General features: G+C 55.5%; 16 protein-coding genes. 5 read left to right on the top strand and 11 right to left on the bottom strand.

The annotated features are described in order from the left end of the window. Window positions 1–23: 23 nt before the first annotated feature. From A6U95_RS12795 to A6U95_RS12785, 3 genes are read left to right on the top strand one after another with little or no spacing between them, the layout of a single operon-like run. Window positions 24–1,325, top strand: coding sequence for an FAD-binding oxidoreductase (locus tag A6U95_RS12795; RefSeq protein WP_065684745.1), 1,302 nt, complete (start codon window positions 24–26; stop codon window positions 1,323–1,325). A 38-nt stretch (window positions 1,326–1,363) separates the two neighbouring features. After that, on the top strand, window positions 1,364–1,729 hold the full coding sequence (locus tag A6U95_RS12790) for a cupin domain-containing protein (protein WP_021180707.1): 366 nt from the start codon (window positions 1,364–1,366) through the stop codon (window positions 1,727–1,729). Between the two features lie 20 nt (window positions 1,730–1,749). After that, a complete protein-coding gene (locus A6U95_RS12785; protein ID WP_065684744.1) occupies window positions 1,750–3,243 on the top strand; it encodes an aldehyde dehydrogenase family protein in 1,494 nt (497 codons plus the stop codon). Window positions 3,244–3,300: 57 nt separating this feature from the next. Here A6U95_RS12785 and npr read toward each other — a convergent pair whose 3' ends face one another. The 11 genes from npr to A6U95_RS12730 all read right to left on the bottom strand — a co-directional run bounded on the left by npr (window position 3,301) and on the right by A6U95_RS12730 (window position 11,401). After that, a complete protein-coding gene (gene npr / locus A6U95_RS12780; RefSeq protein WP_021180705.1) occupies window positions 3,301–3,573 on the bottom strand; it encodes a PTS phosphocarrier protein NPr in 273 nt (90 codons plus the stop codon). Next, on the bottom strand, window positions 3,570–4,427 hold the full coding sequence (rapZ, locus tag A6U95_RS12775; protein ID WP_021180704.1) for an RNase adapter RapZ: 858 nt from the start codon (window positions 4,425–4,427) through the stop codon (window positions 3,570–3,572). The genes npr and rapZ overlap by 4 nt, the downstream gene beginning before the upstream one ends. A gap of 129 nt (window positions 4,428–4,556) precedes the next feature. Next, window positions 4,557–5,018: a PTS IIA-like nitrogen regulatory protein PtsN gene (gene ptsN, locus A6U95_RS12770; RefSeq protein ID WP_024483720.1), complete on the bottom strand. Its 462-nt coding sequence runs from the start codon at window positions 5,016–5,018 to the stop codon at window positions 4,557–4,559. 218 nt (window positions 5,019–5,236) lie between these two features. Further along, entirely contained in the window at window positions 5,237–5,524 is a 288-nt protein-coding gene (hpf, locus tag A6U95_RS12765; RefSeq protein WP_024483719.1) for a ribosome hibernation promoting factor, read from the bottom strand. Window positions 5,525–5,547: 23 nt separating this feature from the next. Beyond that, window positions 5,548–6,984: an RNA polymerase factor sigma-54 gene (rpoN, locus tag A6U95_RS12760; RefSeq protein ID WP_021180701.1), complete on the bottom strand. Its 1,437-nt coding sequence runs from the start codon at window positions 6,982–6,984 to the stop codon at window positions 5,548–5,550. A gap of 50 nt (window positions 6,985–7,034) precedes the next feature. Continuing rightward, window positions 7,035–7,760, bottom strand: coding sequence for an LPS export ABC transporter ATP-binding protein (lptB, locus tag A6U95_RS12755; RefSeq protein ID WP_021806959.1), 726 nt, complete (start codon window positions 7,758–7,760; stop codon window positions 7,035–7,037). 6 nt (window positions 7,761–7,766) lie between these two features. Then, entirely contained in the window at window positions 7,767–8,306 is a 540-nt protein-coding gene (lptA, locus tag A6U95_RS12750; RefSeq protein ID WP_024483715.1) for a lipopolysaccharide ABC transporter substrate-binding protein LptA, read from the bottom strand. Then, window positions 8,275–8,853 carry an LPS export ABC transporter periplasmic protein LptC gene (lptC, locus tag A6U95_RS12745; protein WP_021806958.1) on the bottom strand — a complete coding sequence of 193 codons (579 nt, stop codon included), beginning with the start codon at window positions 8,851–8,853 and terminating at the stop codon, window positions 8,275–8,277. The genes lptA and lptC overlap by 32 nt, the downstream gene beginning before the upstream one ends. Beyond that, window positions 8,850–9,404, bottom strand: coding sequence for a 3-deoxy-manno-octulosonate-8-phosphatase KdsC (kdsC, locus tag A6U95_RS12740; protein ID WP_024483713.1), 555 nt, complete (start codon window positions 9,402–9,404; stop codon window positions 8,850–8,852). The genes lptC and kdsC overlap by 4 nt, the downstream gene beginning before the upstream one ends. Window positions 9,405–9,421: 17 nt before the next feature. Continuing rightward, a complete protein-coding gene (kdsD, locus tag A6U95_RS12735) occupies window positions 9,422–10,408 on the bottom strand; it encodes an arabinose-5-phosphate isomerase KdsD (protein WP_065684743.1) in 987 nt (328 codons plus the stop codon). 15 nt (window positions 10,409–10,423) lie between these two features. Then, a complete protein-coding gene (locus A6U95_RS12730) occupies window positions 10,424–11,401 on the bottom strand; it encodes a calcium/sodium antiporter (RefSeq protein WP_065684742.1) in 978 nt (325 codons plus the stop codon). 377 nt (window positions 11,402–11,778) lie between these two features. On the opposite strand from A6U95_RS12730, the gene mlaF reads away from it, so the two are divergent. Both mlaF and mlaE read left to right on the top strand, forming a co-directional pair. After that, a complete protein-coding gene (gene mlaF / locus A6U95_RS12725) occupies window positions 11,779–12,594 on the top strand; it encodes a phospholipid ABC transporter ATP-binding protein MlaF (RefSeq protein WP_024530621.1) in 816 nt (271 codons plus the stop codon). Between the two features lie 4 nt (window positions 12,595–12,598). Beyond that, window positions 12,599–13,381 (top strand): lipid asymmetry maintenance ABC transporter permease subunit MlaE, encoded by a 783-nt coding sequence (gene mlaE, locus A6U95_RS12720; protein ID WP_021806955.1) that lies wholly within the window; start codon window positions 12,599–12,601, stop codon window positions 13,379–13,381. Window positions 13,382–13,385 lie beyond the last annotated feature (4 nt).

Raw genomic sequence — 13,385 nt, 5'->3', positions numbered from 1 at the left:
CAATGGGTAAAGGGAGTGCAGCAATGAATAATCAAATCGAATCGTTAACCTACTACGCGGCGACCAAGAAATACGATCTGCGCTTCCCCACGCTGGAAGAGGATCTGGATGTTGACGTGGTGATCATCGGCGGTGGCTTTTCCGGCATTAATACGGCGCTGGAACTGGCGGAAAAAGGCATCACCAATATTGCTATTCTGGAGGGCCGCCACCTGGGCTACGGCGGGACGGGCCGCAACGGTGGCCAGGTGATGGCCGGGATCGGCCACGATCTGGAGAAGATCAAACGTCACGTTGGTCCGGCAGGGTTAGAAACCATCTTCAAGATCAGCAACCTTGGTGCCGGGATTATCCGCGAGCGGATTAAAAAGTACGCCATCGACGCCGATTTCTGCTTTGGTTATGGCTACCTCGGCAGCAACGCCAGGCAAGAAAAGACCCTGCGTACCTGGCTCAAAGAGTTCAAAGCAGTCTCACCGGATGAAGAGATCGAACTCTATACCGGCTCCGAAGTGAAGCAGGTGGTGGGATCTGATGCTTATACCTGTGCGTTGAAACACATGGGGGGTGGCCACGTTCATTCGCTCAACCTGCTGTTAGGGGAGGCCCAGGCGCTAAGTGGTTACGGGGTGAAAATCTTCGAAAACAGCAACGTGCTGAATGTGGAATATGGCCCGCGCATTACCGTGCGTACCGCCATGGGATCGGTACGCGCCAACAAGATGCTGTGGGCATGCAACGGCTTCCTCAACGGCATGGATCCCTTTATCTACAAAAAGACCATCAATACCTACGCCTTCCAGTTAGCGACAGAACCACTGTCTGACGAGCTGATCCACCAGATCAGCCCAATCCGTGGGGCTTACAGCGATATCCGGCCGGTGATCGACTATTACCGCGTCACCAACGAGAACCGCCTGCTGTTCGGCAGCGCTACCCGGCTGGTCGAATATATTCCTTCAGACCTGAAGGCCTGGAACCGCAACCTGATGCTGAAGGTTTTCCCGTATCTGAAGGACGTGAAGATCGACCTGGCCTGGGGAGGGCCGCTGTGTTGCAGCGCCAATCTGTTCCCGCAGATCGGCACCCTGCCGCAGCACGATAACGTGTTTTACGTGCAAGGCTATTCCGGCTTTGGGGTGACGCCGAGCCATATCGTTTGCAAGGTGTTGGCGGAAGGAATGAGTGAGGGATCCGATCGTTATGACCTGATGAGTTCGATCCCGCACGTGGATATTTTTGGCAAAGACAAGCTGCGCCGTGTGATGACCACCGCGGGCAAGGTTTGGCACCAGACTTCCGGCTACTGGAAGGGGCGTCGTTAGTTCTGACCCCCTTATTACTGATCTAAAAGGAAAAAACCATGAAACCATTACTGCTTAAGCAAGCGCTCCCAGAACTACAACAGATTGGCAGCGTCAGCAACCTGGGGGCCACAGTGGTCGCCGGTGAACCTAACGTCGGCGTGGCGATGATTTTTGGCGCCCCAACGGACAACCTGAATTGCGGTGTCTTCAGCTGCACCCGTGGCACCTTCGTGATGGAATACCCGTTTGCGGAACATGCCACGGTATGGGAAGGCACGGCAACGCTGACCAATGAGAACACCGGCGAGTCGGTACAGTATCAGGCCGGGGATTCCTGGTTTGTTGAGAAGGGCACCCCAGTACGCTGGGAAATCACCTCCGATCGTTTTGTGAAGCATTATCTGGCGATTGTCGAAGGCTAACCCGCAAGGAGGGCGATACGATGACGGATATTACACTGTTGCCACAGGTCACGGCATTTCTGGACCGCCAGCAGGGCCATTACATTCATGGGCAATCCGTAGCCGGGGTAGGCGTAGAAAGGTTTGCGGTGGTTAACCCGGCAACCGGGCTGGCTATCGCGCAGGTGAATGAAGGCAGCCAGGCTGAAGTCGATGCGGCGATGCAGGCGGCCTTTGACGCTTTCCACGGTAGCTGGGCACAGGTTTCGCCCTTAGAGCGTGGTAACTGCCTGACGCGCCTGGCCGATCTGTTGCAAACCCATCGAGAGGAACTGGCGCAGCTGGAAAGCCTGTGTTCCGGCAAAACCATTCAGCTGTCTCGCGGGCTGGAAATCGATATGGCCTCGCAGTTCCTGCGTTATTTTGCCGGCTGGTCGAGCAAAATCAGCGGGGAAACGCTGAACGTTTCATTGCCTTCCTTCCAGGGTGAGCAATACAGCGCATTTACCCGGCGTGAGCCGTTGGGCGTGGTGGTCGGCATCATTCCGTGGAACTTCTCGATCATGATCGCCATCTGGAAGCTGGCTGCGGCGCTCACCTGCGGCTGTACGGTGGTGCTCAAGCCGAGTGAATACACGCCGCTAACCATGCTGCGGGTGGCTGAGCTGGCAACGCAAGCGGGCATCCCGGCTGGCGCACTCAACGTGATCAACGGTTCGGGCGCTCGTCTTGGCCCTATGCTTATCGCCCATCCACGCTGTGCCAAAGTGACCTTCACCGGCTCGGTGCCTACCGGGATCGCGGTGGGGAAAGCGGCGATGGAGCAAGGGGTTGTGCGTACCACGCTGGAACTGGGGGGTAAGAATGCCGCCGCGTTTCTGGCGGACGTCTCGGTCGACAAGATGGTCGACGGCATTATCGAGGCGGGTTACCTGAATCAGGGCCAGATCTGTGCCGCAGCGGAACGTTTCTACCTGCCTGCCAGCCATATCGACGAGGTATTGGCAAAGCTGACGCAGCGTTTGGCGGCCATGAAGGTAGGCTCACCGCTGGATGAGAGCACGGAAGTGGGGCCATTGGCCAACGAGGCACATTACCGCAAGGTACTGGCGCTGTTTGACAAGGCACGGGCTGATGGCAGCCAGATCGTCTGCGGCGGTCAGGCGTTGGCAGGTCCAGGCTTCTTTGTTGCACCGACGGCGATCCGCGCTAACGGGCCACATGATGCCTTAATGCGCGAGGAGACCTTTGGCCCGGTGGGCACTTTCCTGGCCTATGAGGACGAAGAGCAGATGCTCGCCATGATCAACGATTCGCCTTATGGCCTGGCCGCCAGCCTGTGGACTAACGATCTCAGCAAGGCGATGCGCATGATCCCGCGGATTGAAGTGGGCACCTTGTGGATCAACATGCACACCTTCCTCGATCCGGCGTTGCCGTTCGGTGGGGTGAAATCGTCGGGGATGGGTAGAGAGTTCGGCAGTGCGTTTATCGAACATTATACCGAGTTGAAATCGGTGATGATGAGATATTGACAGCTGGACGGGCGCAGCTTGCAGCGCCCTACAATAGTGAGGTTATTTGTCGGGGGATCAGTCTTCGTCGAAGCCTGAGTTGAACAGCTCAATCACTGCTGCCAGTGCCTGCTCTTCCTGCGGCCCGGTGGCTTCAATTTCGATCTGGCGGCCCTGGGCGGAATCCAGCATCAGCAGCGCAATTACGCTGCTGGCTTCCGCTTCGGTGCCGCTGTCATTACGCAGCAGCACTTCGGCGTCAAAACTCTGCACCAGTTCAAACAGTTTCATCGCCGGGCGTGCATGCATGCCCAGCTTGTTCTTGATCTCAACCGTCTGCTTGACCGTCATTGTTGTTTACGCTTTTCCAGTGTGCGGTGACGTGATTGCACGTTCTTGCCGCGTGAACGGAAATAATCTGCCAACTGTTCAGCCACGTACACCGAACGGTGCTTACCGCCGGTACAGCCTATGGCGACGGTCAGATAGCTGCGGTTGTTGGTCTCCAGCATCGGCAGCCACTGTTCCAGATAGCTACGAGTCTGGTAGATGAAGTTGTGCACTTCGGTGTGGCGATCGAGGAACGAGGCCACGGGCTTATCCAGGCCGGTCATCGGGCGCAGTTTAGGGTCCCAGTGCGGGTTGGGCAGGAAACGGACGTCGAACACGTAATCGGCATCAATAGGAATGCCGTGCTTGAAACCGAAGGATTCGAACACCATTGTCAGTTCGCGTTCGCGCTTGCCCAGCAGACGGGTACGCAGCATTTCTGCCAGTTCGTGCACCGACATTTCCGAGGTATCGATGATCAGATCGGCACGGGAACGCAGCGGTTCCAGCAGATCGCTTTCTTCATCGATCGCACTTTCCAGCGACAGGTTCTTGGCAGACAGAGGATGCAGGCGACGGGTGTCGCTGTAGCGGCGGATCAGAGTGTTGCGATCGGCATCAAGGAACAGCAGCTGCGGCGTGAAGCTCTCCGGCAGTTGGGTCATTGCATATTCAAACACTTCCGGCGATTCCGGCATGTTACGGACGTCGATGCTTACCGCAGCGGAGCTATTACGTTCGGCCAGCGTCTGGGCCAGCTGTGGCAACAACACCACGGGCAGGTTATCAACGCAGTAAAAACCCATGTCTTCCAACGCCCGCAAGGCGACGGATTTCCCCGAACCGGAACGGCCGCTGACAATCATCAGCACCATGTGGTAACTCCCCTGGCATCTCAATGGCGCTCATCGCCACCGTTAGGATCTATTATCCGGGCCACGGCCCGGATATATCGTAAGTAAAACAGTAGCGTTTTCATGGCGGAAAGTCACGCCAGCCGCTGGTTACTCGGTGATGATCTGATACAGCTCTTCGTCGCTCAGCGCTGCGCGCAGGCGGCGGCACACGGTTTTGTCGGCCAGCCGTTTAGCGACCAGCGACAGCGTATGCAAGTGAGTTTTACATTGATCGGCCGGTACCAGCAAGGCGAACAGCAGATCGACCGGTTGATTATCAATGGCATCAAAAGCGATAGGTTGCTCAAGGCGGATAAACACGCCAACGGCCCGCAAAGTGTCCTCTTCCAGTTTGCCGTGTGGGATCGCGATACCGTTGCCGATACCGGTACTGCCCATACGTTCCCGGGTGAGTACTGCGTCAAACACCACCTGCGAAGGTAGGTTAAGCTGCTTGGCCGCCAGCTCGCTGATAATTTCCAAAGCCCGTTTCTTGCTGGTGCAGTGTACCGAGCTTCTGGTGCACTCGATGTTTAACACCGAGCTTAATTGCATTATTTCGTTGTTCATCTCATCTTCACTTAAAACCGCGTCCTGTCGCTTTATTGCAAGCCTGCTTTACCATTGGAAAGTAGGCTTGCGCTGATAACCTTCATGAAACGGTTTTTCGCCTGTTTAACCCTGATGGCTTATCGGCGCATACCCATACAGGTGCTGCGCCGAGGGTTGCCGTGTAGCCAATGCGACTACGATATGGGCCATTACGCATTGCATAACGGCTCAGAATGTCAGTGTTGCTTTAGTTTGTCTTTATGTTTGTTCAATTGACGCGCCAGTTTGTCGATCAGGCAGTCAATTGCGGCATACATATCTTCTTTTTCCGAGGTGGCGTGCAACTCGCCCCCATTCACATGCACCGTTGCTTCCGCAATCTGCTGCACTTTTTCCACACTGAGTACGACATATACCTGGTTAATGCGGTCAAAATACTGCTCGAGTTTGGCAAACTTGGTGTTGACGAACTCACGCATTGGTTCGGTGATTTCGACGTGGTGTCCGGTAATGTTGAGCTGCATAATGTCTTCCTTCTCTATAGAGGTCAAACCAACTGTTTACGCTGGTTGGACGGCGGGATGGACAAAGACTCTCGGTACTTGGCAACGGTGCGCCGCGCCACCATGATCCCCTGATCGGAAAGCATCGTGGTCAGCTTGCTGTCGCTAAGCGGTTTGGCAGGGTTTTCCGCCGCGATCAATTTCTTCACTAATGCCCGGATCGCCGTAGAGGAGGCTTCGCCACCGCTGTCGGTATTCACATGGCTTGAGAAGAAATACTTCAATTCGAAAATACCACGCGGGCTGTGCAGGAACTTCTGCGTCGTCACGCGTGAGATTGTCGATTCATGCATTTCCACGGCCTGGGCGATATCCGCCAGCACCATGGGCTTCATAAATTCTGCACCCTGTTCAAAGAACGCCTCCTGCTGTTCGACAATACAGCGGGTCACCTTGAGCAGCGTGTCGTTCCGGCTTTCCAGGCTCTTGATCAGCCACTTCGCTTCTTGCAAATTGCTGCGGATATACTGGCCGTCGGCATCGTTGCGCACCGTGTTGCCCAGTGCCGCATATTGCTGATTGATTTTCAGCCGTGGGATGCTGTCTGCATTAAGCTCCACCACCCACTTATCTTGCACCTTGCGTACCAACACGTCCGGGATCACATACTCGGATTCACCGGTATTGATCGACTGCCCAGGGCGCGGATCGAGTGAGTGGATCAACACCATCGCTTCTTTCAGTGTATCTTCTTTTAAGCGAGTTGTTCGCATCAGGCTGCGAAAGTCGTGGTTAGCCAGCAAATCCAGATGCTCGCTGACGATCAGGCGGGCTTCCGCCAGATAGGGCGTGTCTTTGGCGTACTGGGAAAGTTGGATCAACAGGCAGTCACGCAGATCGCGAGCAGCGACGCCGACTGGATCAAAACGCTGTACGCGCTTCAATACCGCTTCGACCTCGTCCATCGTCACATTATCGTCACCCATACTCTCCAGAATGTCTTCCAGCGGTACGGTGAGATAGCCGGTGTCATCGACGGCGTCGACGATCGAGGTGGCGATGGCGGCATCGGTGTCAGAGAACGGCGTCAGATCCACTTGCCACATCAGATAGTCCTGCAGCGTTTGCGTGGTTTCGCCCTGATAGACAGGAAGTTCGTCATCGCCATAGTCGGTACCGGTGCCAGAAGGGGTACCGGCGGTATAGATCTCATCCCAGGTGGCATCCAGAGGCAGCTCTTCGGGCATGTCCTTCTGTTCCAACGCTTCGCGGGTGTCTAGCCCTTCGGTCTCGACGCTTTCTTTGGTGTCGATCTCTTCGTGCTGGTCTTCTGTCTGTTCAAGCAGCGGGTTGCTCTCTAGTGCCAGTTGGATCTCCTGCTGGAGCTCAAGCGTGGACAGCTGCAACAGGCGGATTGCCTGCTGAAGTTGGGGGGTCATGGCCAGTTGCTGGCTGAGCCTGAGTTGCAAACCTTGCTTCATAATCTTCTGCTACTTCCGTTAACGGCGGCCTGTTGGCCTGCCGCTGGAACCTACAGGCGGAACTCTTCGCCCAGATAAACGCGTTTGACCTGCTCATCGGCCAGGATGGCGTCCGGCGTGCCGTGGGCAATCAGCTTACCCTGGCTGACGATATAGGCACGTTCGCACACGTCCAGCGTCTCGCGCACGTTATGATCGGTGATCAGCACGCCAAGGCCGCTGTCACGCAGGTGTTCGATGATTTTCTTGATATCGATAACGGAAATCGGGTCAACCCCGGCGAAAGGTTCATCCAGCAGGATAAATTTCGGGTTGGCGGCCAACGCACGGGCAATCTCCACGCGGCGGCGTTCACCACCGGAAAGCGATTGGCCCAGGTTGTCACGCAGGTGGGAGATATGAAACTCTTCCAGCAGCTCGATAGCCCGATCGTTGCGCTGCTCACTGGTGAGATCGTTGCGGATCTCCAGCACCGCCATCAGGTTGTCGTAAACACTCAGGCGGCGGAAGATAGAGGCTTCCTGCGGCAGGTAACCGATACCGCGGCGTGCGCGGGCGTGCAGCGGCAGGATACTGATATCTTCGTCATCGATCACGATGCGCCCGGCGTCGCGCTGAACGATGCCGACCACCATGTAGAAAGTGGTGGTCTTACCGGCACCGTTTGGCCCCAGCAGGCCGACGATCTCGCCAGATTTCACTTTCAGGCTCACGTCTTCAACGACTTTGCGGCCTTTGTAGGCTTTCGCCAGGTTTTCTGCGATGAGTGTTGCCATAAGTAATTAGTTACTCTTCTTTTGACCGTTTTTGTCTTGCAACTGTGATGGCACCAGAACCGTGGTCACGCGTTTGCCTTTATCGCTGAACGCCTGCATCTGCTGCTGTGGCACCAGATAGGTAATACGGTCACCTTTCACGTTGCTATCGAGCTGTTCCAAATAGGCGTTGCCGGTGAGGGTGATCAGCTGCGTCGCGACGTCGTAACGCACTTTCTGCGCATGGCCTTTCACCGGCTTGCCGTTGTCCTGCATCTGGTAGAAGGTTACCGGATTGCCGAACGCTTCAATATAGGTTTTGTTCTGATCGCCACCCGGGCGCGTGACCACGACCTTGTCGGCCTTGATCTCGATGGTGCCCTGCTTGATCACCACGTTGTCGGTAAAGGTGCTGACGTTGCTCTGCATATCCAGCGACTGTTTCAGCGAGTCGATACTTACCGGTTGGTCAGAGTCGGATTTCAACGCCAATGCGGGGGAGCTGGCGGTCAAAACGAGGCTGACGATCAACAGATTACGGAGTTGGCTTTTGGTTCTGAATTTCATAGTTGGTCTTGACCTTATCAATCAGCTCAGCGGTTTTGTTCCGCAGATTACCACGCATTTTCATGCCGTTAGAGGTGAAATTCGTGCCGAACAGGGTCACTTCATCATCAGAAGAAACGTCCTGGGTGACCAGATTAATCTGGGCATTATCGGTTTTAATTTTTTCCAGCTGTGAGGTGGTTGTCAAACTGTTCACCTCCACGTGGCCGTACAGATACAGCATGCGGTTTTTGGTCAGCTTGGCGCGATCGGCGCGTATTGACCAGGTGGCCACGGCATGCTCATCAAACAGCGTCATCACCGGCTGGGTGAACCAGCTTAACTCATCGGCGGTGTAATATTTAACCTCTTCTGCCACCAGCTTGTAGCTTAGCTGCCCGGCCGGATTGTATACCACTGTTACGGTATGCTGGCTCTGATAGGTCGGGTCTTGGTTGTTGACCGGTACCGAATTGTCGTCATCGCTGAAATCGGCCATGTTCCAGCCAATCAGCGCCAGCGCGATCACGGTCAGCAAGAGGGTGATCCAAAGTTTGGTTTTACTCATATTGACAGCCCTTTGGCGTCCTCCAGCTTGTTTTGTGCCAGCAGGATCAGGTCGCACAGCTCGCGTACCGCACCACGGCCACCGTTGATACGGGTGACATAATGGGCGCGAGGTAACAATAATGGATGCGCATCGGCCACCGCGACGGCCAGACCGACTTCGGCCATGACCGGCCAGTCGATCAGATCGTCGCCGATGTAGGCAATTTCATCTGGCATCAGGGACAGTTTATCCAACAGTTCACGGAAGGCCAAAAGCTTATCGGACTGCCCTTGATACAGATGGGTGATATCCAACGTTTTTGCCCGGTCTTCCAGCAGTTTGGCCGAACGCCCGGTGATGATGGCCACCTCGATACCCGAGGTTTTCAGGCAGCGGATGCCGTAGCCGTCACGGACGTTGAAGGCTTTCAGCTCTTCACCGTTATTGCCCATGTAGATCAGGCCGTCTGACAGCACGCCGTCGACATCACAAATCAACAGACGGATTTTCCCGGCGCGGGCCATGACTTCTTCAGCTACCGGCCCGTAACAGGTTTCAACCAGACTCATGCAGTTGGTTCCTTTCATTAAACGACGCCAGCGCGCAGCATGTCATGCATATGTACCACACCCAGCAATTGGTCGCCATCGGCAACCAGCACGGCGGTGATATGGCGTTGCTGCATCAGATTGAGCGCATCGACCGCCAGCAGGTTCGGGCGCACCCGGATACCGCCCAGCGTCATGACGTCGGTGATGTTGGCATTATTCAGATCGATGCCCATATCGAACACCCGGCGTAAGTCACCGTCGGTAAAAATACCGGCGATTTTCATCAGATCGTCGCAGATTACCGTCATGCCCAGGTTTTTACGGGTGATCTCCAGTAGCGCGTCGCGCAGCGAGGCTTCGGGGCTGACGTGCGGAATTTCGTCGCCGCTGTGCATGATATCACTCACGCGCAGCAGCAGGCGGCGGCCCAGTGCACCACCAGGGTGAGACAGGGCGAAATCTTCCGGGGTAAAGCCGCGGGCCTTCAGCAGCGCTACGGCTAACGCATCGCCCATGACCAAGGTGGCGGTGGTGCTGGTGGTAGGGGCCAGGCCCAGTGGGCAAGCTTCCTGCGGTACCTTGATGCACAGATGCACTTCTGCCGCCTTGCCCATCGAACTTTCCGGGTTGTTGGTCATGCAAATCAGTGGGATCTGCTGGCGTTTCAACACCGGGATCAGCGCCAGAATTTCGTTCGACTCACCGGAGTTGGAAATCGCCAGCACGATGTCCTGTGCCGACACCATGCCCAGATCGCCGTGGCTGGCCTCCGCCGGATGCACGAAGAACGCTGGGGTTCCGGTACTGGCCAGCGTAGCGGCAATTTTGCAGCCGATATGGCCGGACTTACCCATACCCATGACCACGACTTTACCGCAGCATCCGGCTATCGCTTCACATGCCCGGGTAAAATCTGCATTGATGTACTGATCGAGCTGGGCCAGGCCATCACGCTCAATCTGAAGCACTTCTTTGCCGGCCTGCTGAAAGTCAAAGCCCGGTTGCAACTGGTTAGATGACATACTCATTCTCAACGGTTAGCCGAACGTACTGAAAGGGTTAAAGAACAGCACTGCAAGATACGCAATAAAGCCACATAATAACAGAGCTCCTGCCAGATGACCGATACGATGTTTGCGGCCAATACACAGCGCGGCAAGCAGGATACCGGCCGCCAGCATCACCCAGTAATCGCGCTGGAAGGCTGCGGGATCGATACTGCCCGGTGATAGCAGGGCAGGGACGCCCAGCACGATCACCGTGTTAAAAATCGTCGAGCCGATGATATTCCCTACCGCCATATCATCTTCGCCTTTTAGTGCTCCGGCGATCGAGGTGGCCAATTCGGGCAGGCTGGTACCGATGGCGATAATCGTCAGGCCAACCACCAGTTCACTCAGGCCAAAGTAGTGAGCAATCACCGAAGCATTATCGATGATCATCCTTGATGACAGCGGCAGAATAATGAAGGCCAGCACCAGCCAGAGAATGGCTACGGTGTTGCTGCTGTCCTGTGGCAGTTCGGCGAGTTGCTCCACCGTCAGGCTGTCGTTGCCTTCACGTTGCGCCAGCCTGGCGATTTTCAGCATCAGCAGAATAAAACCGGTGGCGGCCAACAGCAGCAGTACGCCATCGAACCGGCTCAGGGTGTTATCCATCAGCACGTAGCCGCACAACAGGATAACCCCCAGCATCAGTGGCAGTTCACGCCGTAACACTTCGGAGCGAACCGACAGCGGATGGATCAGGGCCGCCATCCCCAGGATCAGTAAAATATTGGTGATGTTGGAGCCAATCACGTTACCCACCGCCAGGTTGGTCTGCCCATTGAGGGCGGCGGTGACCGACACGATCAATTCTGGCAACGAAGTGCCTATACCGACTATCGTCATGCCGATAATCAACGGGGGAACCCCCAGCGAGCGGCTAATCACCGCCGCACCATAAACTAATCTATCTGCCCCATACACCAGTAAAAATAAACCAACGATCAACAGTACTATTGCGAGAAACATTCAGGGTCCTATATTGGGTATACCCGTCGTCTTTCAAGCTGCGGCTTGAAATCCATAGGGTATGATAATCCCGTTTCGTTGGTTAAAGACCATCATCGGCCAGCTTGCACACCCCTCGTTGCACATAACAACGAATTTTCCCGGCTATACCCGTCGTCTTTCAAGCTGCAACTTGAAATCCAAGGGTATAAAAATCGAACAATTTTGTTTTTTTGCGTTATTTCCTAATTTTGACCGTCTGGAGCCTAAAAGTAAAACCTATGGCATCATTGGTAGCGCATTGAGGGTAAGTTTCGGTAAAAATAGGACGTATCGCCCCTATTGCTTTACCATCACGGATGATTTGGCAAAAAATAGCCTGTACAGGATCAATAAACATGCACCAGAAGGCAGATAATCTGGTCGAAGTGCGCGGCATGAGCTTCTCTCGCGGCGATCGGCTGATATTCGAAGACATCAACCTGACGGTTCCCCGTGGCAAAGTGACGGCCATCATGGGGCCGTCCGGCATTGGTAAAACCACGCTGTTACGCCTGATTGGTGGCCAGTTGACCCCGGACTGCGGTGAGATCTGGTTTGATGGGGACAACATCCCGGCGCTGTCGCGCCATCAGTTGTATGAGTCACGCAAGAAGATGAGCATGCTGTTTCAGTCGGGAGCGCTGTTCACCGATCTGACGGTATTTGAGAACGTGGCCTACCCGTTGCGTGAGCACAGCCGCCTGCCAGAGCCAATCCTGCGTAGCACGGTGCTGATGAAGCTGGAAGCCGTAGGGCTACGCGGCGCGGCAGATCTAATGCCGAACGAGCTTTCCGGCGGGATGGCCCGGCGAGCTGCCCTGGCGCGTGCCATCGCGCTGGATCCGACATTGATCATGTTCGACGAACCCTTCGTTGGCCAGGATCCGATCACCATGGGCGTGCTGGTCAAGCTGATCGATGAGCTGAATAACGCGCTCGGGATCACCTGCATCGTGGTATCCCATGATGTGCCAGAAGTCTTGAGTATCGCGGATTACGCCTATATTGTGGCGGATCACCATGTGATTGCCGAAGGCTCGGCAGCGCAATTACAGAACAATCCTGATGCGCGAGTGCGTCAGTTTCTGGATGGTATTGCCGATGGGCCGGTACCATTCCGTTACCCGGCCGGTGATTATCAGACAGAGCTTTTAGGGGAAGGGAGTAAATAACCTCATGTTTTTAAAGGCGTTAGCGTCGTTAGGACGCCGTGGCATCAACACCAGTGCAGCCTTTGGACGCGCCGGGCTGATGCTGTTCCACGCGCTGATCGGGCGCCCGGAGCCGCGTAAACAATGGCCGCTGCTGCTCAAACAGCTCCACAGCGTGGGCGTTCAGTCTCTGCTGATCATCATGGTTTCCGGCTTGTTTATCGGCATGGTGTTGGGGCTGCAAGGTTACATTGTTCTCACCACCTACAGTGCCGAGGCGAGCCTGGGTATGATGGTGGCGTTATCATTGCTGCGTGAGCTGGGGCCGGTAGTGACCGCTCTGCTGTTCGCTGGCCGTGCCGGGTCGGCGCTGACGGCCGAAATCGGTCTGATGAAGGCCACCGAGCAGTTGTCCAGCCTGGAAATGATGGCGATCGATCCGCTGCGGCGTATTGTTGCCCCACGTTTCTGGGCAGGTCTTATCAGCATGCCGTTGCTGACGATTATTTTTGTGGCCATCGGCATCTGGGGCGGTGCGATTGTCGGCGTGGACTGGAAAGGTATCGACAGCGGTTTCTTCTGGTCAGCGATGCAAGGGGCCGTTGAATGGCGTCAGGATTTACTTAACTGCCTGATCAAGAGCGTGGTGTTTGCCATAACCGTTAGCTGGATTGCGATCTTCAATGGTTACGATGCCGTACCGACCTCTGAAGGGATTAGTCAGGCAACGACAAGGACCGTGGTACATTCGTCACTGGCGGTGTTGGGATTGGATTTCGTGCTGACTGCACTGATGTTTGGGAATTGATTTG

The sequence above is a fragment of the Serratia sp. 14-2641 genome, from assembly GCF_001692375.1.
Lineage (GTDB): Bacteria > Pseudomonadota > Gammaproteobacteria > Enterobacterales > Enterobacteriaceae > Chania > Chania fonticola_C.
This window is presented reverse-complemented; position numbering and strand designations above follow the sequence as displayed.